This is a genomic window from Janthinobacterium darwini, from assembly GCF_051380905.1.
GTDB lineage: Bacteria > Pseudomonadota > Gammaproteobacteria > Burkholderiales > Burkholderiaceae_D > Janthinobacterium.
Genome location: NZ_JBNYXX010000008.1, coordinates 12,826 through 35,380, shown reverse-complemented (window position 1 = coordinate 35,380; position 22,555 = coordinate 12,826). Strand labels below are relative to the sequence as shown.

Sequence of the window (22,555 nt, the reverse complement as noted above, 5' to 3'; positions counted from 1 at the left end):
CAATCTCATGGAAGCTTTCCTCATCTCCACCGGCATCGTCGGTCTCGCTGAAATCGGCGACAAAACCCAACTCCTGGCCTTTTTGCTGGCCGCCAAATTCCGCAGGCCCCTGCCCATCGTGCTGGCGATCTTCGTCGCCACCATCGCCAATCACGCGTTCGCCGCCGCCGTGGGCGCCTGGATCACCAGCATGCTGGGACCCGACGTGCTGCGCTGGGTACTGGGCGTGTCATTCCTGGCGATGGCGGCCTGGACCCTGATTCCCGACAAGATCGATGAAGACGAGGCGAAGCTGGCCAAGTACGGCGTCTTCCTGACCACCCTGATCGCCTTCTTCATGGCCGAAATGGGAGATAAAACGCAGGTAGCCACGGTGGCGCTGGCGGCGCGCTACCACGACATTGTTTCCGTCGTGCTAGGCACCACCTTCGGCATGATGCTGGCCAACGTACCGGCCGTGTACCTGGGCGACAAGATCGCCAACCGCGTCCCGTTGCGCCTGGTGCATGGCATCGCGGCGCTGGTCTTTGCCATACTGGGCGTGGCAACCTTGCTGGGCGCGGGCGCGGCCTTGGGATTTTGAGGCATCACACTGACGCAGCCTCATATAATTTCCCATTTACAATATTAATGCTCATAATTACAATGGCAGCGACTTGAATACCGACGCGCTGGTCCCGATTGGCCAGCGCGCTTTCTTGAGGAATGTATGCATTTGAATGGAAAGATGGCGGCGCTGTGCCTGGCCGCCTACGCAAGCCAGGCCGGCGCCGCAGCCCCCCATACGCAACGCCAGGCAGCTGCCACGCACGCCGCACGCCCCACCGCGAACGAAGTCTCCACGCGCGACCTGCTGTTGCTGGGCGCCGGCCTGATCCTGCTGCTTGGCCGGCGCCGTCCGGAACACGACACGTGGCAAGACTAGACCAGCAGTAGCACCGCATACTCGCGGCCCTCGTCGCGCAGCGCGATGCTGTTGCCGCCCTGCGCGACGCCATCGAGCGACAGCCCCGCCGGCCGCCCCTGCGCACGCTCCACCGTGATGGCATAGCTGCTGGCGCCGAAGCGGTACTGCAGCTTGAAGCTGTCCCACTCGCCCGGCATGGCCGGCCGCAGGTGCAGCACATTCGCTTCGCGCGTCACGCCGAGCAGGGATTCGACGATCAGCCGGTACAGCCAACCCGACGATCCCGTGTACCAGCTCCAGCCTCCCCGTCCCACGTGCGGCGCCACGGCATACACGTCGGCCGTCACCACGTACGGTTCGACCTTGTAGCGCGCCACAGCCTGCGCGTCAACACCGTGGCGCACGGGATTGATCATGCGCAGCAGTTCCCACGCCTTCTCACTCTCTCCCATGCGGGCAAACGCCATTGCCGTCCAGATAGCTGCATGCGTGTACTGGCCACCATTCTCGCGCACGCCCGGCACATAGCCACGGATATAGCCGGGATTGAGGCTGGATTTGTCGAACGGCGGATCGAGCAGCTGGATCACTCCAGAGTCACGCCGAACCAGGCGCGCATCGACCTGGCGCATGGCGCCGGCGACACGCTCCTTGTTGGCCGCGCCCGACAGCACGCCCCAGCTTTGCGAAATCGAATCGATCTGGCATTCCTCGTTGGTGTGCGATCCCAATGGCGTGCCGTCGTCGAAGTAGGCACGTCGGTACCACTCGCCATCCCACGCGTGTTCCTCGACATTGGCCGCCAGCTTGGCGGCTTCGTCGCGGCAGAACTGGGCAAACGCCGCATCGCCGCGCAGCATGGCCACCTCGGCGAAGCGCTGCAGTACTTCGTACAGGAAGAAGGCCAGCCAGACGCTCTCGCCCTTGCCATGCTCACCCACCTTGTCCATGCCGTCATTCCAGTCGCACGAACCCATCAGGGGCAAGCCGTGCACGCCCAGGCGCAGGCCATGGCGGATAGCACGCACGCAGTGCTCGTACAGGTCGGCCGACTCGCCCGAACGCACGGGCAGGTCGTAATACGAATCCTCGTCAGGCTTGAGGGCGCGCCCCTCGATGAAGGGCGCCACTTCGGACAGCACATTGACGTCGCCCGTGGCGATCACATAGCGGCAAGCAGCCAGCGGCAGCCACAGGTAATCGTCGGAGCAGTGCGTGCGTACGCCCCGGTCCGATGGCGGATGCCACCAATGCTGTACGTCGCCTTCGACAAACTGGTGCGCCGCGCACAGCAGCAAATGGCCGCGCAACAGTTGCGGTGTCGTGTGGATCATGGCCATCGCATCTTGCAGCTGGTCGCGGAAACCATACGCGCCACCCGATTGGTAATAGCCGCTGCGCGCCCACAAACGGCAGGCAATGGTCTGGTACATCAGCCAGCCATTGGCGATCACATCCAGCGACGGATCGGGCGTTTCGATGCGCACGGCACTCAGGGTGCTCTCCCAGTGCGCGCGCACCGCGTCGAGGGCATTGCGCGCCGCATCCTTGCCCGCATGGCGCTGCACCATGGTACTGGCGTCGGCATTGCGGCGACCGCCCACGCCAAGGAGGAAGACAATTTCACGCTCCTGCCCCGGCTGCAGTTCAAACGGTACCTGGATCGCTGCGCACGGGTCCAGCCCAGTGCCCGCCTTGCCGGACAGGCGCACGCGCCGCAGCGCCGCCGGCTGCGCCAGACTGCCGTTGCGGCCGATGAATTCATTGCGGTCGCAAGTGATGGAGCGGATGCTGGCGTCAGTATTGAAAAAGCCGACACGACCGGAAAACTCCGTGTTGTAGTTATTGCGCGCAAACAGCGCGCCGCTGATGGTGTCGACTTCGGTGGCCACATGCATGCCGGACTTGGCGCGCAGGTCGGCAAGTACCCATTCCACATAGCCCGTGACGGAAAGGCGGCGCGGCACGCCGCTGTCGTTGCGCACCTTGATGACGGAGTATTTGACCGCCGCGTCCAGCGCCACATAGGTGCACAGTTCGGTGGCGATGCCGCCCTCGCTGTGTTCAAAAATGCTGTAGCCGAAGCCGTGACGTGTCACGTAGTCGCCGCTGCCGCGCGCCGGCAGGGCCGACGGCGACCAGAACTGGCCACTCTGCTCGTCGCGCACGTAAAACGCTTCGCCGGACAAGTCGGAAACGGGGTCGTTTTGCCATGGTGTCAAACGGAATTCATGCGCATTCTCGCTCCATGTATACGCCTGGCCGCCTTCGGACACCACCGTGCCAAATTGCGCATTGGCCAGCACGTTCGACCATGGCGCCGGCGTCTGTTTGCCTTCGCCAGTGGCAATCACGTATTCGCGCCCGTCGGGCGTGAAACCGCCCAGGCCATTTTCCAGGATCAACTCGCGCTTTGGTGCCTGGTGCGGCACGCCGCCATGTTCGCGGGCCGGATCCTGCAGCAGCGGCGGCATGCGCAGCACGGGGCTGGGAGGGCGCTTGACCTGCTCGGCCAGGGTACCGCGCAGGTCGCTGATGATGGCGCGCGCCACCGATTGCAGCAAGATGCGGTCTTCATTGGCGATCTGCTCGGCCTGGCGTACGAAGATGCCGCCCGGGCGGTCGATCGCCTGCGCATCGATGCCCGAGGCGATCAGGCCCATGATCTGGTCGTGCAGCAGCTGGCGGTAGCCCGACTGGTCCTCACACCAGATCACCAGGTCCACCACCAGCCCTTTCAGGCGCCAGTAGGCATGCGCCTGCACCATCTGGCGCGCCAGTTCGATATTGGCTACGTCGCGTATCTGCAACAGCACGATGGGCAGGTCACCCGAGATGGCATACGCCCACAGGCCGGACTGGCCGCGCTGGTTCTTGATCAGGATGCCCGCCTCGGCGCGCAAGGCCGCATTCGCATAGATCACGGCATTGGCAAGGCGCGCATACAGCTGCGCATCGGCTTCGCTGGCATTCAACTGGCGCAGCACTACCTGGCTGTGCGTCCAGGCCAGCTCGAACACGCGGTCAGCCAGGTGGCGATCCTGGTATTTATCGATCAGGTGCAATGCCGCATCGCGCTGCTCCACCATGCCGGTCACGCTGTCGACCGTCACTGCCTGGTCGGGTTCAAGCGTGATGACGTAACGGATGGCCACGATGGGGTCGAGCACGGAGCCGTGGCCGCCAGCCAGCGGGCCACTCTCCTGCAGTGCCTGCGGCAGTTGCGCCGTGTTGCCGCGGCCGATGAAACGCGCGCGGTCCGTCTCGAACGACACGGCATAGTGCTCGATATCGTGCACGGTCATCACGTGCAGCAGCCATGGCATCTGCTCGTCCTTCGAGCGGGGCCGACGCGTGCACAAAATCGCATTTTCATGCGCGAGGATTTCCGTCTGCACGAACAACTTGCTGAACGCGGGGTGGGCCGCATCGGCCGCCGCCGGCGCCATCACCACTTCGGCAAAGCTGGTGATTTCGATGCGCCGCTGGCGGTTCGAATTATTGCTGATGCGCGTACGCCGGATTTCGATGTCGTCCTCGGGCGAGACGACGATTTCCGTGTACAAGTCGAGACCATGGTCGGCACGGCGAAATTCCGCGCGTCCCTCGGAGAAAATCACTTCGTAATTCTTCGGCTCGGCCAAGGTCGGCTGGTAAGTGGTGGACCAGACGGCACCGTCGTCGAGGTCGCGCAAATAGCAGAAGTTGCCCCAGTTGTCGCGCGTGCTGTCCTCGCGCCAGCGCGTCACGGACAAGTCTTTCCAACGGCTATAGCTGCCGCCAGCATTGCTTACCATGACGTGGTAGCGGCCATTCGACAGCAACTGCGTTTCAGGCATGGCGCTGTTGGCCTGCGTGAGGATACGCATCGGCATGGCCTGCTCGGACGCGCCGCTGCGCAGCACCGCCAGTTCGGCCGTGTTCGAGGAAAACGCACCTGCCTGCGGCGTACGTTCCTGCAGCACCAGCAAGGCCGATTGCAGCAGCGGATCGGACTCAAAGCGGCGCTGCATGGGGCGGTCGTGCAAAAGGTAGCTGAGGGCCAGGAAACCCATGCCCTGATGATGCACCATGAAGGAGCGGATGACGGCGCTGCTCTGCCCGCGCGGCAGGCGCGCGGTGGTGAAGTCGATGGCTTCAAAAAACCCGTAGCGGCCCATGTAGCCGGCCGCCTGCATGCGCTGCAAGTTCTGGCACGACGCTTCCGGCTGCACCATCAGGCCCATCATGCTGGCGTACGGCGCCACCACCAGGTCGTCGCCCAGGCCCCGCTTCAGGCCCAGCCCCGGCACGCCAAAGGCGCGATACTGGTAATTCAGGCTGGCGTCGACCGTGTTGTAGCCGGATTCGGAAATCCCCCACGGCACATCGCGCTGGCGGCCATAATCGATCTGCGCCTCGATGACGGAGTGGTAAGTCTGGTCGAGCAGGGTATTCGGATAATTAGGCATCACCAGCAGCGGCATCAGGTACTCGAACATCGAGCCGCTCCATGACAGCAGCACGGGCTGGCCGGCCACCATGCATAGCTGGCGGCCCAGGGCAAACCAGTGCTCCTGCGGCAGCTGTCCCTGGGCGATGGCGATGAAGCTGGCCAGGCGTACTTCGGAGGCCAGCAAATCGTAGTAGCTGGGGTCGAGCCGCCGTTCGCTGACGTTGTAGCCGATGGCCAGCAGTTTTGTCGACGGGTTGTACAGGAACGCGTATTCGATCTGCGCGAAGTCGCGCGCCTGGCCCGCCGCGTGGGCGATGTCGCGCATGTGGCGACCCGCCTGCTCGCGGCCTTGCGCCAACAATGCCGCCAGCTCGGGCGGCGTACCTTCCGCCACGTCCAGTTTGGCCAGTTCGCGCAGGGTCGGCACGCGCAGCCACGCCGCATCAATGCCAGCCTGCGCCGCCCATGGCGCCAGTTGCAGCAATTCGGCCAGCGCCGCGCGGCACTGGCGCGCCAGCGCACCGCTCCACATGGACCGCTCGCCATCCTCGCTTTGCAGGGTCAGCGACAGCAGCGCGTCGGCTGCGCCATTCGCGGTACTCAGGTAGGCATGCCATTCGGCCAGGCTGGCTGGCGCGGCCGGCATTTGCAGCAGCGCCAGCGATGAGCGCACCTCCTGGCCTTCGCCTTCGGCGGCAATGAACTCCTGCAGTACCTGCGCCGTCGTGCGGATGCCATCGACGATCTGTGGCCCCATGATGGGGGCGTCGTACAGTTCCACCAGACCAGGCTGCAAGGTCAGCAGATGGCCGGCCAGGTTGCCGCTGTCGACCGTCGAGATGTACATCGGCTGCAGCGCCTTGAGTGTCTGCGTGTCGTACCAGTTGTAGAAATGCCCCTGAAAGCGTTCCAGTTCCCCCATGCTATGCAAGGTGGCGCGACTGCGCTCGATCAACTGGCCCATGGTGACATAGCCGAAGTCGTAGGCCGTCAGGTTGGCCAGCAGCGCCAGGCCGATATTCGTCGGCGAGGTGCGGTGCGCTACCACCAGGCTCGGATGCTCCTGCATGTTATCGGGCGGCAGCCAGTGATCATCGGGACCGACGAAAGTATCGAAATACGCCCAGGTCTTGCGCGCCACGCCATGCAGGAAGCGCCCCTGCTCGGCCGATAGGCGCGCCACGGCCCGTTCGATGGGGCGGCTGATCCACCAGGCGATGGCAGGTGCGGCCAGCCATAGCAGCAGCACCACGGCGGCGGCCGGCAACGCTTCCGCGCGCCAGTGCAGCAAGGCAGCAAAGGTGGCCAGCGCCAGCGCGGGCGAGCACCACATGGCGCGCCAACTGTCTCCCTGCGAGCCGGAAGCCGTATGCAGATTCGAGGCGCGCCAGTCAAGCAAATGTTTATGCGACACGCCCAGGCGCCACAGGGTGCGCGCGATGGCGTCCAGGCTGATCCACGCCTCGTAGGGCAGGAAGACGAGGGTCAGCATGGCATGCGAAAACTGCACGCCGCAGCGCCGCTCGAACGCGGCCAGATGCTGGCGCCAAAGGGTGTCGCGCGGCTTGCGCAACAGGTCGTACAGGGCCGAAAAGACGGGCGGCAGGAAGATAATGGCCAGCACCGCCGCGCTCCAGAAGGCCACATGGGGCAAGAAGCCCCACACCAGCAGCAGCGACAGCGTGGTGGCCGGCGCCACGACGCTGCGGCGCAGATTGTCGAACAGCTTCCAGCGCGACAGCATCGACAGGGGATTGCGTTCACGCTTGCCGGCGCGGCCAGGCACGCGGCCCAGCAGCCAGCCGATCAGCTGCCAATCGCCGCGTATCCAGCGCTGGCGGCGGCTGACATCGGCGTCGTAGCGGGCCGGATATTCCTCATACAGTTGCGAGTCGCTGAGCAGGCCGGCGCGCAGATAGCAGCCTTCGAGCAAATCGTGGCTGAGGATTTTGTTGTCGGGCAGGCGCTGGCCCAGCACCCGCTCGAACATGTCGAGGTCATAGATGCCCTTGCCGATGAAGGAGCCTTCGTAAAATACATCCTGGTACAGGTCGGAGACGGTGCGCGTGTAGGGATCGATGCCCGGTTCGCCACCGCACAGCAGCTCGTAGCGCGACGCATTCGCGCTGGGCAGCGCCACGGCCACGCGCGGCTGCAGGATGCCATAGCCGGCCACCACGCGCGTGCCCGCCGCGTCCAGCACGGGACGGTTCAACGGGTGCATCATGGTGGCGATGAATTCGCGTGCCGCGTCGCGCGGCAGCTGCGTATCGGTGTCGAGCGTGATCACGTATCTGATGGTGCGCAAGCCGCGCAATTCGCCTTCCACCAGCGAGAATTTGTCACGCGCGCCGCCGCGCAGAAAGGCGTGCAGGTCGGACAATTTTCCGCGCTTGCGCTCCTGCCCCATCCACGCATTCTGCTGCGAATTCCACAAGCGCGGACGGTGCAGCAGCAGAAATGGCCCTGCATGACCCAGCTCGTCGCGGTCGGCCGGCTCGCCATTGCCCTTGAACTCGGCGCCTTCCACGCGGTATTTATCGTTCAAGCCACGGATGGTCTCCTGCGCCTGGCGCAGCAAGGCTTCGTCGCCCGGCATCGTTTGCGCGGATGCATCGACAAAATCCGTCAGCAGGCAGAAACGCAGGTTCGGATCGCGGTTCGCCAGGTAGCGCACTTCCAGCGCCTCGCACAGGGCGGCCACGTTTTCCTCGCTGTAAATCAGGGTCGGCACCACGACGATGCCGCGCGCATCCGACGGAATGCCGGCCTGGTAATCCATGCGCGGCAGCGGATGCGGCGACGTCATCAGGGTCGCCAGCCAGTTCACCACGGCCACGGCCAGCTGGCTGCTGCCCAGCAGCGCCAGCGCGCCCAGCGCCGCCAATGGCCAGCCCTGCACGCCATGGCGCACGGCGCGTTCGAGCAGCAATGCGCTCGTCGCCAGGGTCAGGAACGAGATGGCACCCAGGTAGACGGCCAGCGGCGCGGCGCGCGCCGTATGCTGCAGCGCCTCGATGAACGGCAGCTTCGCGCCGGCCTGCTTTTCCAGCACCAGCACGCCGCGCCCGACCAGGTAAAAGCCAATGTGGCCACGGCGTGCGTCATTGCCGTTGCCGTGAGTATGTGCCAGTTGCACCACCATCTCGGCCACTTCCACTTCGCTGCGCGCGCTGCGCCTGGCGATACGCTCGATGGCGTGGCGATAGCTGTCGCGCGTGGCGAAATCCATCAAGCCATACGTGCCGGCCGGATCCAGGCGCAGGGTTTGCTCGACCACGCTCATGGTCTCGACGAATTCCTGCCAATCCATGGTGCCCAGAAAACGCAAGCTGCCGATGCTGTTGGCGATCGACACCTGGTCGGCCGCCTGCTGCCCGATCTCGGACTGGACCTGCTGCTCGAGGGTGAGGCCCGATTCGGCCAGCTTGTGCGTCAGCCACGACAGGGCCAGGGTCAGCGACGAGCTTTGTCCCTGCAGGCGGCGCGACAATTCGGCCACGAAGGCGCTGGTCATCGGCGGATTCGAACGGGCCATGTCGGCCACCAGCAGTATCAAGCCGCTGGGATTGCGCTCGGCGATGTCCGTCATCTGGTCGGCCCAGGTATTGGCCAGGTCGCGCTGCATGCGGTCGTCGGCCACGCGCACGGCGACGCGGCGCAGGTTTTCGATCAGGGCCAGGCGCAGCATGATGGGCACGGCCCACAATTCGCCCAGCGTGAGCGTTGCCACATCCTGGTAAGCCTCGATGAAATGGCACAGGTTTTCCAGGTCGACCCGGCCGTCGCCATGCGAAATGATTTCCAGTGCAATTTTATACACGCGCGGGCAGCCCGCGTCCACGCCCGACGTCAGGCGCGGCAGCTCCTTGCTGTAGTTCTTCGGCAGGTGGCGCCGCGTGGTGCGGATCTGCTCCTCGATCAGGTAGAAATTGTCCAGCAGCCACTCCGAGGCGGGCGTGACCTGGCGCCCGCTCTTGACGGTGGCCGTCAGTTCATTGATGGTGGCCGTGATCAGGGCCGCATTGTCAGCCAGGCGCGCCAATAGGCGGTCGCGGCCATGGTGCTTGCCCACCGCGTGGCCGGCGGCCACGTTCTTGCCGTGGGCGGCCATCTGCATGGCACTGAATAACTCCGAACGCAGGGGCAAGGCATCGTCGCGCGCGGCGTCGAAACTGTCCGGTACATGGGGATGGTCGCGGAAGCTTTCCTTGAATTTGGAAAGCCGTTCCTTGATTTGCTGCGTGACTACTGCGGTGTACTCTTTCAACTTGGCCTCGCTAGGTGCGCGCAGGCAATCAGCGGCCGCCATCACGCCGGCCGAGTCTGGAAGAAAACGATCGGACACTGGCGAAGACGGAAAGCGAAGCGCCGGAGCGTTGCGACGAATCTCAGGGTATAGGGAGATTTTCTGAACTTCATCGTAGGTCCGCCCAGCGCGCAAGACCGTGCGCTAGCGTACATAGCCGAGGCATTGGGGACGTGCAGGCAAAGAAATCAGCCAATGGCAGGGGAGAAAAATGCCGGCAGGAAAGGAAGGCGAGAAAATAAACTGAGACACCGTGCCAATAATGGCACGGTGCAACCTTCCAAAGGAGGAACTTCTGCCCCGTCAGGCCGCGATGGCTAGCGGGAGACGTGTCGCTTCCGCCATCGCCATGCCGCCGTTGAGTTGCCATGCCGCAGCATGGCCCAGGCGGCGCAGACAGGCCGCTGCGCGCGCGCTGCGGTTGCCGCTGCGGCAGAAAAAGATCAGGGGGCGCTGTGGCTGCTGCAGCCAGGCGGCCACCTGCCCTGCCAGGCGACTCAGCGGTACGCTGTGCACGGCACAGCCCTCGAACACCGTGCCGGCGCAGGCCGCATGTTCATATGCTTCGCGCACGTCGACGAGGATGGCGTCGGGATGCTGGCGCAGGAAACCGGGCAAAGCGGCCGCATCGAGCTGCCGGTCGGCAGCTGCCACGATGCCTTCCCGCACCGCGCGTACGGTGCTGCAGATGCCGCCGTCGTCGCGTGAGCCGCACAGTACGGTGTCTGGCGTCACCAGCGCCGCCTCCAGCAAGGGCGTCAGCGCGTCGGGCGCCAGATTGCCGATAAAGGCGAAGCGCTGCCCCAGCAAGTAAACATGCGTCTCACCGCACTCGATCTGGCGCAGGCGCTGCTGGCCCAGTGCCAGCCCACCGTCGATATCGACACGCCCCACTTGTTCAATGGCGAGTTCCTGCAGCAGCGACAGGCGCGCCACGCCGTGGTCGGCTGGAGCCGCCGTGTGCACGATGGCGCGCAAGGCCAGGTGCTGGCAGCGGATAAAAGCGGCCAGGCGCGGCACGAGTTCGGCGGCGGGATCAATGACGACACAACTGGCGCTGGCGGCGTCGCTGAGCAGCCAGGTGCATTGGCCGTCCACGCTCAGCTGGATCACCCCGTCCTGCGGCGATGGCGCCAGGGCCGACGGCAGCAGACAGCTGCTGCGCAGCGCCTCGCCGCAGCGTTCAATGCGCGCGCAGGCGGATGCGACGGTTGCCGCGTCAATCAGGGGGCCGAACGACAAACGGATGGCCGAGCTGGCACGCCATTGCGGCACATGCATCGCTTCCAGTACATAACTGGGCAGGGCCTTGGCGGCGGAACAGGCGCTGCCCGAGCTGACGCGCACGCGCGCCGCGTCGAACAGGTCCAGCAGCTCTTTCGAGGACAAGCCAGGCACGGAAAAATTGAGCGTCGTCGGCAGCGCCAAGTCAAACGGCATATTGAACACGATGCCGGGAAATGCATGCTCCAGGCTGGCCACCAGCTGCTCTCGAAAAGTAGCCAGTTCCGCGTGGCTGCGGAAAGTCTTGCCATCCTCCAGGGCGGCCAGCACGGCGCCCAAGGCAGCGATGCCGGCCATGTTCTCCGTGCCCGAGCGCAGGCCAGCTTCCTGGCCGCCGCCCATCATCAACGGTGTAAATGGCGCGCCGGCGCGCACGTACAGCATGCCGATACCCTTGGGCGCATACAGCTTGTGACCAGAGAACGGCGCGTAGTCGATGCGCGTGGCGGCCAGGTTCAATTTCAGCTTGCCCAGCGCCTGTACGCAATCGACCATCCAGTAGGCGTCCGCACCGCGGTCCTGCAGCAGCTGGGCGATGGCGGACAAATCGCTGATGACGCCCGTTTCATTGTTGGCTGCCATCGTGCACAGCATGGCCGTATCGCCGATCAGCGCATCGAGCGCCTGCAGATCGTGGCGTCCCTGCGCGTCGACAGGCAGCTTGCGCACTTCCAGGTTCAGGCCCAATAAACGGTTCCAGTGCGCCAGGCTTTCCGGCACGGCCTTGTGCTCGGTCGCGCCATACAGCAGCAGACTGCCGATGCGCTTGCCCGCATTGCGGCGTTCGCGCAGCGCGCACAGGGCCGACAGCACGGCCGTCTGAATGCCTTCGGTGGCGCCGCTATTAAACATCAAGCGGCCGTCACCCACGCCCAGCAAGCGGCTGGCGCGCTGGCGTACGCCATCCATCATGGCCTTGGCCTGCAAACCCGTGGCATGGGTGCTGCTGGGATTGCCATAGCCCTGCTCCATCGCTTGCCGGGCGGCGGCAACGGCGGCGGGCAGCACGCAGGTAGTGGCATTGCTGTCGAGGTAGATTTCTTTCATGATGGCAGTCTGAGTATTCTATGAAAAGGGCGCAGCTAAAAAGGACGCAGCGCAGGCGGCTGGAACGTATGAATAGTCTACCGGCATGCTCCCGTGAAGATATGCCAAAAGACACTGCAAACACGGTACTATGTAGCATGCTTATGCCATAAAAACCTGAAAAACAAAATGAATTCACCAAATACCCTGCTCGACAAATTCGACTGCGCCATCCTGGCCGCCCTGCAGCAGGACGGCACCCTGTCGATCGCCGCCCTCAGCGAGAAGATCGGCCTGTCCAGCACGCCCTGCTGGAAGCGCGTCAAGCGCCTGGAGGAAGAGGGCTATATCGAGAGCCGCGTGGCCATCGTCAACCGGCAAAAAGTGGGCTTGCCCGTCACGGTTTTCGTCAGCGTGCGCACGGGACAGCACGATGAAAAATGGCTGCGCCGCTTCGCCGCCGCCGTCATCGTCCTGCCCGAGGTACAGGAATTTCACCGCATGAGCGGTGACATCGACTACCTGCTGAAAGTCGTCACCACCGATATCAAGGGCTACGATACCTTCTATAAAAAACTCATCAAGGCCGTGCAACTGACGGGCGTGTCGTCCGCCTTTTCCATGGAGCAAATCAAGTGCAGCACGGAATTGCCACTGGAATTGATCGCCCACGGCTTACCTGCCTGAGGCGTTTTCCGGCCATGCCGGACAGACATGGAAAATCGCGTTGCCGCAATGCAACATAGATGAACGAAAAGCAGTAATGGTGCGGCGTGTCGCCAGGCCAGGCCGGTATACTGGCCGCCTGTCTGTCCCTGTCTGCCCATTGTGCAGGCCATCCTCCAAGGTCTCCCATGTCTCTGCTCCGCCGCCTCTCCATTCAGAAAAAACTCCTGTTCAGCATGGGCTTGTGCCTGCTGCTCTTCATGGCGATCTCATCTTTCCTCAGCGTGCGCATGAGCAGCGATTATGTGCGCGAGCGCGTCGTCGGCCAGGAACTGCCGGCCCAGGTAGGCGAGATCCGCAACGACGTGCTGCGCCAGATCAGCCAGCCCCTGTCCGTGGTACAGACCATGGCCAACGATGTTTATCTGCAAGACTGGGAAGACGCTGGCTTGCCCGACAGCGGCATCGCCACCTTTCAGCGCTACGCCGCGGTGGTCAAGGAAAAGAACAAGGCCGCCTCGATCAATTGGGCTTCCGCCAGCACGGGCAAATACTTCACCACGGAGGGCTTGCTGCGCACCCTGGACAAGAACCAGGCGGCGGACCAGTGGTTTTATGGCTTGCTGGCCGGCGACAAGGCTTATACGCTCGACATCGACAAGGCGGAGCATTCCAGCGACCTGATGCTGTACCTGAATGCGCGGGGCCAGACGGCGGGCGGCAAACAGATTGCGGCCGGCCTGGGCCTGTCCATCAATGCGCTGGCCGACACCATCCGCAGCTACAAGATCGGCCAGACAGGCCATGTCTACCTGGCGCGCACCAACGGCGTGTTGCTGGTGCACCGCGACACGGCCCTGGCCGACTGCAAGCATCCACTCAAGGATTTGCCTGGCTTTAGCGAGGCCCTGAGCAAGAGCCTCCTGACGGGCAATAAGTATGCGTACGCCACCTATGACGCGCCGACGGGACGCCAGTTCGTCGCCGCCTCCTTCGTGCCCGAGTTGAATTTATATGTAATGGCCGAAGTGCCGGAAGCGGAAGTGCTGGGCAATGTCACGCGGTCAGCCCTGATCGCCGCCCTGATCGCCGGACTGGTGGGTGGCGGTATCGCCCTGTGCATCATTTATGTCATCAGCCGCGCCATCGCCGCCCCCGTCGCACGGGCGGCCGACATGCTCAGCGAAATTGCCAGCGGAAACGGCGACCTGAGCCGCCGCATGCCCGTCGAATCGGAAGACGAGGTCGGCGCGCTGGCCGCTGCCTTCAACCGTTTCGTCGCATCGCTGAACGTGACGATACGCGAAGTTCGCGACAGTACCGGATCCATTGCCAGCGCATCGAGCCAGATCGCCTCGGGCAACCTGGACCTGTCGGCCCGTACGGAAGCCCAGGCATCGAGCCTGGAAGAGACGGCGGCGGCCATGGAAGAGCTGACGTCGACCGTGAAACAGAACGCGGATAATGCGCGCCAGGCGAACCAGCTGGTGGTGTCGGCCTCGAGCCACGCTGTCAAGGGTGGCGAGGTGGTGGGCCAGGTGGTGCAGACGATGGGCGCGATTACGGAAAGTTCGCGCAAGATCGCGGACATTATCGGCGTGATTGACGGCATTGCCTTTCAAACCAATATCCTTGCCCTGAACGCTGCAGTCGAGGCGGCGCGCGCGGGCGAACAGGGCCGCGGCTTTGCCGTGGTGGCGACAGAAGTGCGCAACCTGGCGCAACGCTCGGCAGCGGCGGCCAAGGAAATCAAGGACTTGATCGTCGACTCGGGCAGCAAGGTGGAGGCGGGTAGCAAACTGGTCGACTCCGCCGGCGCCACCATGCAGGACATCGTCGTGTCGGTCCAGAGGGTTGCCGACCTGATGGGCGAGATCGCTTCAGCCAGCCAGGAGCAAAGCCAGGGCATCGCGCAAGTCAATGCCACCGTCACGCAAATGGATGACGCGACCCAGCAAAACGCGGCCCTGGTGGAAGAAGCAGCAGCGGCAGCCCAATCCTTGCAAGATCAGGCTGGCAAGCTGGCACAGGTGGTCAGCGTCTTCAAACTGGAGGAAACGGGGCATGCAGCGCCGCCGCAGCAACCGGCCCGCAAGCCCACGCTGGCCAAGCCGTCCCGCCCGGCGATGGTCAAAGCAGCGATCCCCGCCGCGCGCCCGAAAGCGCCGGCCAGCGATGCGTGGGAAGAGTTTTAAAGGCGATTAAATCGCCGGTGCTTTCACGCTCGCCGCTTGCTTGAAGAAGTCATAAATACCGCTCTCGCTCATGCGGCGCGCATTCGCCAGTTCGCCTCCCTTGGTGGCGTACAGCACCTGGTTGTTGTCGCTCGAGACCAGCACGGCAGCCGGGATGCCTTTTTTGAGCGGATTGCCATAGGCTTGCGCCACATCGAGGTTATGGTCAAAGTTGCCCACGTCGACCTTGACGACCTTGAACTGCTGTTGCATCAACTCGGCGTTCTTGCCCTCCTTCAGGGCCTTGTCCAGCGCGCGGCAATCCTCGCACCAGTTGGCGCCAAAGATCAGCAGTACGGGCACACGAGCCGCCTTGGCCTCGGCCAGCGCGCGGGCCACGTCGGCCTTGGCGTCGGCCGCCGCGTTATACGGCAAATGCGGCGTGGCGACAGGGTTGCCCGGTGTCGGGGCGGCGGCAACAGCGGTGCCGGCAAGCAGCAGGCTGGCAAGAAGAAGGGAAAAGCGCATGCAGGGCTCCTGGGAGAAATCGTGGGGCCAGCTGGACAGCTGCCAGCGGGCGTGATTGTCTAGAATATGCCTGCTTGTGGGAAATATCCACCATTTAATTGCACTGTGCTTATGCGGAAAACGTATAAGCACGTATAAGCGCCACCAAGGAGAAGCCGCTTGCACATGCCAGATACCCTGCCCCCAACGCTGTCCGGCGCCGCGCACATGCTGCGCAGCGCCTATCCCGGCGGCATGCCCGATACGGCGTATTTCGCCGTGCTGGCCTTGCTGTATGAACACTTTTCCGACCGCAACCTGGTCGAGCTGATGGCAGCCGTTACGGGCAAGGATGCGGCGACGATCCTCAATGACATCTATGCCTGCGTCAGCAGCAAACCGGAGCCCTCCGCCATCGAGGCCACCAGGCACTTGCTGGAGCGGCACGGCTTGCAAGCGGTCTGCGCCGAGGACTAGGCTCCGCCGGCAGCGAAATGGAACGCATGGGATAATACAGGGCTCACACTGAGCAACGCGGCCCGAACGCGCCCTCCCACATGACGACTTCTTTTCTGGCACGCTGGCTGCCGCAACCGAACAATGGCAGTCGCCGCGAACAAGTGCGCGCCTGCGCGGGCTCCATCTGCGGTTTGCTGCTGACAGGACTCATCTGCCACTTCCTGCTGGCGCCCGATAGCGCCAGCGTCTACCTGATCGCACCCATGGGCGCCTCGGCCGTGCTGCTGTTCTGCTTGCCAGCCAGCCCGCTGGCGCAACCGTGGTCCGTGGTGGGCGGCAATGTCGTCTCCGGCCTGGTGGGCATGGCTTGCGTCAAATGGCTGGGGCCCAGCGTGGGCGTGGCGGCGCTGGCGGCCTGCCTGGCCATCGGCGCCATGTTTGCCCTGCGCTGTTTGCATCCGCCGGGCGGCGCCGTGGCCCTGACCACCGTGGTCGGCGGCGCCAGCGTGCATGCGGCCGGCTTCGAATTCGTCTTCATCACCGTGCTGTTCAACTCAGCCGTGCTGGTCGCCTGCGCCGTGCTGTACAACAACCTGACGGGACGCCGCTACCCGCACACCCAGCAACTGGCCGCACCGCATCCGCACGCCACGAAGGATGACATCCCCAGCACCCGCCTGGGATTTTCGCCGGATGACCTCGATGCCGTCTTGCGCCAGCACAGCGAAGTGCTCGACATCAGCCGCGACGATTTGCAGGCGATCTTCCTGCAAACGGAAATGCGTGCCTACCAGCGCCGCTTCGGCGTCGTCACCTGCGCCGACATCATGTCGAAGGACGTGCTCAGCGTGGAATTCGGCACGCCGCTCGATGTTGCCTGGCGCACCATGCGCGAACACGACGTGGGCGCCCTGCCCGTCGTCAACCGGGCGCGCCGGGTCATCGGCATCATCACGCAGACGGATTTTCTGCGCCATGGCGGACTCGACGATTATCAAGGCATGCGCCAGCGCCTGCGCAGCCTGCTGCAGCGCAGCGGCTTTTCCCACAGCGACAAGCCCGAAGTGGTGGGCCAGTTGATGACGCCGTCGCCACACACGGCCCGCCGGGGCACGCCCATCATGGATCTCGTGCCCCTGATGGCAGACGCCGGCTATCACCATATTCCCATCCTTGACGATGAAGAGCGCCTGGCTGGCATCATCAGCCAGTCCGATCTGATGGCGGCCTTATATGAAAGCCGCTTCGCCGAGGCGGCCGCATGACGCCATTCCAGGCACTGCTGACCGGCCCCGATGGCGGCGCCACCGGCGCGATTGTCAACGCGCATTTTTTCGGCGCGCAACTGGCCATCGATGCACCCGGCTCCGCCGTCGATGTGGCGCAACTGCTTGTCAGCGTGGGCGGTATCGATGGACCCGAACTGTTCCTGAACTGGCTCGATGCACAAGGCCGGCAGGCGTCGCTCAAGCCGTTGACAGCGAGCGATATCGCCATCGTCCTGAAGGAAGCGCCGCCCGCGCTGCAGCCGCAACTGCAGCGCCTGTGGGGGGAGCGCCAGCGCAACCGGCGGCAAGTGTCGGGCTGGCTGGCCGGTTTGACGGGTACAGCCGTCATCGCCTCTGCCCTGCTGTGGTGGCAAGGCGGCCATGCCGTCGGCGCACTGGCGCGATTGATTCCCCTGTCGGTGGAAAAACAGCTGGGCGAACTGGCCCTGGCGCACGTGCGCGCGCAGGGCGGCATCAGCGAGCACGGCGCGGCACAGCAAACGGTGCAGGACATCGGCCGCACGCTGACGGCCGGTTCGCGCTACCAATACCGCTGGCTGGTCAAGCAGGACGACACCGTGAACGCCTTTGCCATGCCAGGCGGCATCATCGTCGTGCATACGGGCTTGCTACGCCAGGCGGGCGCCCCGGGTGAGCTGGCCGGCGTGCTGGCGCATGAAGTGCAGCATGTGGAACAGCGCCATTCGCTGCGGCAAATGATCAGCAGCCTGGGCTGGGGCGCACTGGTAGGCGTGACCATCGGCGACATCAGCGCCGTGGCCTCCATGCTGGCGCACCAGGCCGGCACCCTGTATTTCAGCCGCGACATGGAAGAGGAAGCGGACCGGCTGGGTTTGCTTGCCTTGCAGCGCGCGCAGATCCGTCCCGATGGCATGCTGCGCTTTTTCCAGAAGCTTGATGACAAGGACAAGGGGGCGACGCCGGGCTGGATTTCCTCGCACCCGCAAACGGCGGCGCGCGCCCAGCAGATCGAGAGCCTGATCGCCAGCAAGCCCTGCCCCGCCTGCGTCCCATTGGCGAGCAAGCACTGGCAGGCCATGAAAGCGGCCCTGCCGCCTACGGCGAAATAGCAACATTCCCTCACGACAATTTATCCAAACGCACTGGGCAATGGCGTATGCTTACGCCCCGGCTGTTCCTTCGCGAGCGGCCACCCCGACCTCGCTACGCCCCCGTTCATTCCTCTCCTTACAAAGGACATCGCGCATGAAGCATCGTTTTGCCGCCGGCACCCTCGGCACCCTGGCCATCTCCCTGTTACTCGCCCACGCGCCCATGGCGCAAGCGGCCCAGCCCGCAACCAAGACCGTGGCCGTCAGTGCGCCACAAGCGAAGCATCAGCTGCAAGTGCTGGCCGACAAATACTACGATGCGCAGGCCCGTTTCGAGCCGATCAATGCCACCGAGAGCGGCGACAACCGTTTTGACGACCAGCTCGGTTCAGCCATCGTGCCCACCGCGCGCGCAAAACAGTTCGCCCTGTACCGCCAGTACCAGAAGACCCTGCGCGCCATCGCCCGTGCACAGCTGTCGCGCCAGGACCAGATCAACTACGATATCCTCGACTATGAACTGGCCACGGCGCTGAGCTTCGAACGCTTCCCCGAATACCTGCTGCCACTGAACCAGATGGACAGCATGCCCGTCACCCTGGCCAATTATGCGGGCGGCGAGGCATCGCAGCCTTTGACCACGGTCAAGGAGTATGACGCTTACCTGAGCCGTATCGGCCAATTGCCGGGCTGGATAGACCAGGCCATCGCCAACATGAAAGTCGGCATGCAAAAGGGCATCGTGCTGCCGAAGGCGCTGACGGAATCGGCCTTGCCGCAATTCAAGAAACTCGTCAGCGCCACGCCGCAGGACAGCGTTTATTACACGCCCATCAAGAACTTGCCGGCCAGCTTTTCCGATGCGGACAAGGCGCGCCTGACACAAAGCTACACCAGCATCATCGAGGCCAAGCTGATGCCTGCGCTGCAGCGACTGTCCACCTTCATGGAACGCGACTACCTGCCTGCCGGCCGCACGAGCAGCGGCTGGAGCGCCCTGCCCGATGGCGCTGCCTGGTACCAGGCGCGCGTGGCCAGCAGCACCACCACGGATTTGAAACCGGAGCAGATCCACGCCATCGGCTTGAAGGAAGTGGCGCGCATCCAGGAACAATATGCGATCGTGGGCCCGAAGATGGGCTACAACGGTCCGGCTGCCGGCTTGCCCGTGTGGGTGTCGGAACAGGCGAAATACCGCCCGTTCAAGACGGAACAGGAAGTGCTGGACGTCTACCGCAAACTGAACGTGCTGCTCGACAGCAAATTGCCCGCCCTGTTCACCCTGGTGCCGAAAGCGCCGCTGGACTTGCGCCTGGAACCTGAACTGAGCCGCGACACGGCCGCCGACCACTACACGGCGCCCGCCGCCGACGGCTCGCGCCCCGGCGTATTCTGGTCCGTCGTCACGGATCCCACACTGTATGGCGACACGGGCATGACCACCTTGTTCCTGCACGAAGGCAAGCCCGGCCACCATTTCCACCTGGCGCTGGTGCAAGAGATGGACTTGCCGAACTTCCGCCGTTTCGGCGGCAACAATGCCTTCACGGAAGGCTGGGCCCTGTATGCGGAAACCCTGGGCAAGGAAATGGGCCTGTTCGACGATCCGGCCCAGTATTTCGGCCACTTGAACGACGAGATGCTGCGCGCCGTGCGCCTGGTGGTCGACACGGGCTTGCACACCAAGGGGTGGACGCGCGAGCAAACGATCAAGTACATGCGCGACACCCTCGGCTATGACGCCGTAGCGAAAAGCGAAACGGAACGCTACATGGCATGGCCAGGCCAGGCCCTGGGCTACAAGATCGGCTCGCTGAAAATTGTCGAACTGCGCCAGCGCGCGCAACAGGCGCTGGGCGACAAGTTCAGCCTGCCGAAGTTCCATGAAGTGGTGCTCGGCGACGGCACCCTTCCCCTGAAGCTGCTGGAAGCCAAGGTCGACCGGTGGATCGCGCAGCAGAAGTAAAACGCAGCGCCTGAAATCAAAACGGCAGCACCTCGATGGCGCTGCCGTTTTTTTTCGCCGCTGGCGTTTTCAGCTACACCAGCAGCGCCGCACTCATCGAGCGCACTTCCTCGGCCGATTCGGCCAGGATGCTTTGCAGGGTCTCGTTATCGATAATGAAATCGATGACGGAATCGGAAGGCGTGAGCATTTCCACGTAGGTCACCTGCAAGGGCGACGGCACGGGCGACAGTTGCTTGGCCAACAATAAGGTGTCGAGCAGGGAGTCGGGCGGGATGGACAGCAAGCCATCGCGCAAGCCTTCGATGGCGACACTCACGGCCAGCGGGATCAGCAGCTTCTTCATGACTTCGCGGGAAATGATTTCTTCGGCGGACTCCATCCAGTGATTCACATCGTCGTCGAGCAGACCGGGAAATTCATCGGCACGCGACAACAAATAAAAACCGCCCACCTCATGCACAATACCGGCGAACAGGGCCGTGTCGACATCAACGTGCGTCACGCGGCGGGCAAGCACATGCGCCAGCGCCGCCACGTGCGCCGTGTGCTCCCACAACTGGTTCGCCTTCTGGCGCAGCACGGGGTCGATGATCTTGCTGCCGAACTGGCGCACCACCATGGCCACCACCAGCGCATACAGATTGCGGTAACCCATGCGCATGACGGCGGCGCGCACGCTGGTCACGGGCGCCGCATCGCCGCGGCTGTACACGGCCGAGTTGGCCAGCGCCACCGTGCGCGCGGCCAGCAAGGGCTCGCCCAATACCAGCTTGATCGCATGGTCGATATGGCAGTCCGGTTCAGCCAGGGCCAATTGCAATTGCAATGCGGAATTAACACTTGTGGGAAACGTCAATTCTCCGCGCACCGCCTGGGAAACAATTAAACCGAAAGCCTGTAGTTTATTCATCATACGATTAATCCGCCTCAGATGTTTTTCCAGCCAACAATTTCATGCATCAGAAATTGAATGCCAGGCCCGGCCTTTAGAATAAAGATGGGATGTCATTCGCTTGCAAGGAAGCGTCCGGCAATGCCAGCGCCTGCAATAGTGATTCATCGCCAATGACAAACAACTTCGGCTGCTGCAATACCTGCAACAGAAATGGCTGACCTTCACGCAGACGTCGGCGATAATCGGCCAGCGTATATAAGTTGGGATTGATTTTACGCCTTAAGGTTCGCTCGGCCGGGGCCAATCCCGTCAACAGGTCGCCATAATTGGCTTCTTCGCCCACCAGCAGCAAGTCGATGGCGCTACCGGGCATGTCCTGTCCCTTCGCTGTGGCACCCGACACGAATGCCAGGTGCAACTGGGCACGCAAAGGTTCCAGGGTCCCGCTGAGCACGCCAACGATGCCGAAGGTTTTCTGGACCAGCCCGCTCAACTCGGGATACACGAGGCTTTCCTTGTTGGGCCAGAAACGCCGCACATTGCCGATCCGCTCCGAAGTGATCAGGCCAGATTCATGCAGACGCCGCAGTTCACGCTGCGCAGACGCACTGCCTAGGCCCGTCAGACGCATGATCTCGTTCAAATGAAAACCTTCATTCACGCGAACAAAGAGCAAGCCCAGCAATTTTTGCTGGGCGGGAGTGAACAGGGCTTGGGCAATCATGCGCCAAATCTTAGCATGAATGAACTGAAAACTGGCGCGACGAGGGCAATAGGGCGTGACGCCACAACAACGCGGCATGCGCCGTCACCAGCAATTGGGCGGGCCCATGCGCAGCAACGTGGGGATGGCACAGCAATGGGTGACAAGGTCAGCGACCACATCTCTTTGTGAGCGCTCACTTCAGATACGCGGGCACAGCGGGCCGATATAGCAAACCGTGCCTGCGCCATTCTGGCGCCAACCGCATCACCGGATTTAGTCCATCAATTCAGGCATGCCAGATGCAATAGTAACTTGGCCATATTTATTCAAAAAGCCAAACAGCATGCATACCGGTAGATAGATTTTATTCACAATCTCAGCCACTAATAACTACATGACTTTCATTGCATCAGGCACTTTCCATTTACCCATACTAGCCATATTTTAATGCAGCATATAAATGACGCTTTACCATCTATCAATGCACCACCATGACTTGCCGCGTACCACGCTATTCCTGCACATATCTTGCTTAATCGTTCAGATATAAAAAAACGGCACCCGAAGGTGCCGTTCTTGTCAGCTGACCGCGTAAATTACGCTTCGTCGCCGTGGTGTTGCTGGCTTTCGATGCCTAGCAGCTCTTCGGTGGTTTCACTGGCCAGGGTGGCTTTATCGGCCAGCAGCGGGGCTTGAAACTCCGCCACTTCCCTCGCCGCCTTCTCCTTGCGTGTGCGGTGGAAAGGCGCCGTAAGGCATAAAAAAAACGGCACCCGAAGGTGCCGTTCTTGTCAGCTGACCGCGTAAATTACGCTTCGTCGCCGTGGTGTTGCTGGCTTTCGATGCCTAGCAGCTCTTCGGTGGTTTCACTGGCCAG

13 protein-coding genes are annotated in these 22,555 nt (G+C 63.2%); 8 read left to right on the top strand and 5 right to left on the bottom strand.

Annotated elements, in window-relative coordinates; all coding sequences use genetic code 11:
- Positions 1 to 7: 7 nt before the first annotated feature.
- Complete coding sequence (locus tag ACQ4WZ_RS26705; protein WP_101483566.1) at positions 8 to 583, top strand: TMEM165/GDT1 family protein; 576 nt, start codon at positions 8 to 10, stop codon at positions 581 to 583.
- 126 nt (positions 584 to 709) lie between these two features.
- Entirely contained in the window at positions 710 to 925 is a 216-nt protein-coding gene (locus ACQ4WZ_RS26700) for a hypothetical protein (RefSeq protein WP_436574878.1), read from the top strand.
- Here the strand turns inward: ACQ4WZ_RS26700 and ACQ4WZ_RS26695 are convergent.
- Positions 922 to 9,612 carry a glycoside hydrolase family 94 protein gene (locus ACQ4WZ_RS26695; RefSeq protein ID WP_436574877.1) on the bottom strand — a complete coding sequence of 2,897 codons (8,691 nt, stop codon included), beginning with the start codon at positions 9,610 to 9,612 and terminating at the stop codon, positions 922 to 924. The two genes, ACQ4WZ_RS26700 and ACQ4WZ_RS26695, sit on opposite strands and share 4 nt — an antisense overlap.
- A gap of 342 nt (positions 9,613 to 9,954) precedes the next feature.
- Positions 9,955 to 11,982 (bottom strand): aminotransferase class V-fold PLP-dependent enzyme, encoded by a 2,028-nt coding sequence (locus ACQ4WZ_RS26690; RefSeq protein ID WP_436574876.1) that lies wholly within the window; start codon positions 11,980 to 11,982, stop codon positions 9,955 to 9,957.
- Positions 11,983 to 12,150: 168 nt separating this feature from the next.
- On the opposite strand from ACQ4WZ_RS26690, the gene ACQ4WZ_RS26685 reads away from it, so the two are divergent.
- Together ACQ4WZ_RS26685 and ACQ4WZ_RS26680 are read left to right on the top strand one after the other, a co-directional pair.
- Positions 12,151 to 12,648, top strand: coding sequence for an Lrp/AsnC family transcriptional regulator (locus ACQ4WZ_RS26685; RefSeq protein ID WP_436574875.1), 498 nt, complete (start codon positions 12,151 to 12,153; stop codon positions 12,646 to 12,648).
- 167 nt (positions 12,649 to 12,815) lie between these two features.
- On the top strand, positions 12,816 to 14,822 hold the full coding sequence (locus ACQ4WZ_RS26680) for a methyl-accepting chemotaxis protein (protein ID WP_436574874.1): 2,007 nt from the start codon (positions 12,816 to 12,818) through the stop codon (positions 14,820 to 14,822).
- Positions 14,823 to 14,828: 6 nt separating this feature from the next.
- Here ACQ4WZ_RS26680 and ACQ4WZ_RS26675 read toward each other — a convergent pair whose 3' ends face one another.
- Positions 14,829 to 15,329, bottom strand: coding sequence for a thioredoxin family protein (locus ACQ4WZ_RS26675; protein ID WP_436574873.1), 501 nt, complete (start codon positions 15,327 to 15,329; stop codon positions 14,829 to 14,831).
- A 165-nt stretch (positions 15,330 to 15,494) separates the two neighbouring features.
- Here ACQ4WZ_RS26675 and ACQ4WZ_RS26670 point away from each other — a divergent pair, with 165 nt between their 5' ends.
- The 4 genes from ACQ4WZ_RS26670 (at position 15,495) to ACQ4WZ_RS26655 (ending at position 20,074) form a co-directional block, all read left to right on the top strand.
- On the top strand, positions 15,495 to 15,785 hold the full coding sequence (locus ACQ4WZ_RS26670) for a DUF3349 domain-containing protein (RefSeq protein ID WP_101483560.1): 291 nt from the start codon (positions 15,495 to 15,497) through the stop codon (positions 15,783 to 15,785).
- 80 nt (positions 15,786 to 15,865) lie between these two features.
- Positions 15,866 to 17,032, top strand: coding sequence for an HPP family protein (locus ACQ4WZ_RS26665; protein WP_436574872.1), 1,167 nt, complete (start codon positions 15,866 to 15,868; stop codon positions 17,030 to 17,032).
- Positions 17,029 to 18,126 carry a M48 family metallopeptidase gene (locus ACQ4WZ_RS26660; protein ID WP_436574871.1) on the top strand — a complete coding sequence of 366 codons (1,098 nt, stop codon included), beginning with the start codon at positions 17,029 to 17,031 and terminating at the stop codon, positions 18,124 to 18,126. The genes ACQ4WZ_RS26665 and ACQ4WZ_RS26660 overlap by 4 nt, the downstream gene beginning before the upstream one ends.
- A 136-nt stretch (positions 18,127 to 18,262) precedes the next feature.
- Entirely contained in the window at positions 18,263 to 20,074 is a 1,812-nt protein-coding gene (locus ACQ4WZ_RS26655; protein ID WP_436574870.1) for a DUF885 domain-containing protein, read from the top strand.
- Positions 20,075 to 20,147: 73 nt separating this feature from the next.
- Here ACQ4WZ_RS26655 and ACQ4WZ_RS26650 read toward each other — a convergent pair whose 3' ends face one another.
- Positions 20,148 to 20,987, bottom strand: coding sequence for an HDOD domain-containing protein (locus ACQ4WZ_RS26650; RefSeq protein WP_436574889.1), 840 nt, complete (start codon positions 20,985 to 20,987; stop codon positions 20,148 to 20,150).
- Between the two features lie 76 nt (positions 20,988 to 21,063).
- Positions 21,064 to 21,696 carry an ArsR family transcriptional regulator gene (locus ACQ4WZ_RS26645; protein ID WP_133993100.1) on the bottom strand — a complete coding sequence of 211 codons (633 nt, stop codon included), beginning with the start codon at positions 21,694 to 21,696 and terminating at the stop codon, positions 21,064 to 21,066.
- Between the last annotated feature and the right edge of the window lie 859 nt (positions 21,697 to 22,555).

Excerpts from the sequence above, each read along its gene's own strand:
- ACQ4WZ_RS26655 (WP_436574870.1), top strand. The coding sequence starts at position 18,263 with ATGAAGCATCGTTTTGCCGCCGGCACCCTCGGCACCCTGGCCATCTCC.
- ACQ4WZ_RS26685 (WP_436574875.1), top strand. The coding sequence starts at position 12,151 with ATGAATTCACCAAATACCCTGCTCGACAAATTCGACTGCGCCATCCTG.
- ACQ4WZ_RS26665 (WP_436574872.1), top strand. The coding sequence starts at position 15,866 with ATGACGACTTCTTTTCTGGCACGCTGGCTGCCGCAACCGAACAATGGC.
- ACQ4WZ_RS26645 (WP_133993100.1), bottom strand. The coding sequence starts at position 21,696 with ATGATTGCCCAAGCCCTGTTCACTCCCGCCCAGCAAAAATTGCTGGGC.
- ACQ4WZ_RS26690 (WP_436574876.1), bottom strand. The coding sequence starts at position 11,982 with ATGAAAGAAATCTACCTCGACAGCAATGCCACTACCTGCGTGCTGCCC.
- ACQ4WZ_RS26705 (WP_101483566.1), top strand. The coding sequence starts at position 8 with ATGGAAGCTTTCCTCATCTCCACCGGCATCGTCGGTCTCGCTGAAATC.
- ACQ4WZ_RS26660 (WP_436574871.1), top strand. The coding sequence starts at position 17,029 with ATGACGCCATTCCAGGCACTGCTGACCGGCCCCGATGGCGGCGCCACC.
- ACQ4WZ_RS26670 (WP_101483560.1), top strand. The coding sequence starts at position 15,495 with ATGCCAGATACCCTGCCCCCAACGCTGTCCGGCGCCGCGCACATGCTG.
- ACQ4WZ_RS26680 (WP_436574874.1), top strand. The coding sequence starts at position 12,816 with ATGTCTCTGCTCCGCCGCCTCTCCATTCAGAAAAAACTCCTGTTCAGC.
- ACQ4WZ_RS26700 (WP_436574878.1), top strand. The coding sequence starts at position 710 with ATGCATTTGAATGGAAAGATGGCGGCGCTGTGCCTGGCCGCCTACGCA.
- ACQ4WZ_RS26650 (WP_436574889.1), bottom strand. The coding sequence starts at position 20,987 with ATGAATAAACTACAGGCTTTCGGTTTAATTGTTTCCCAGGCGGTGCGC.
- ACQ4WZ_RS26675 (WP_436574873.1), bottom strand. The coding sequence starts at position 15,329 with ATGCGCTTTTCCCTTCTTCTTGCCAGCCTGCTGCTTGCCGGCACCGCT.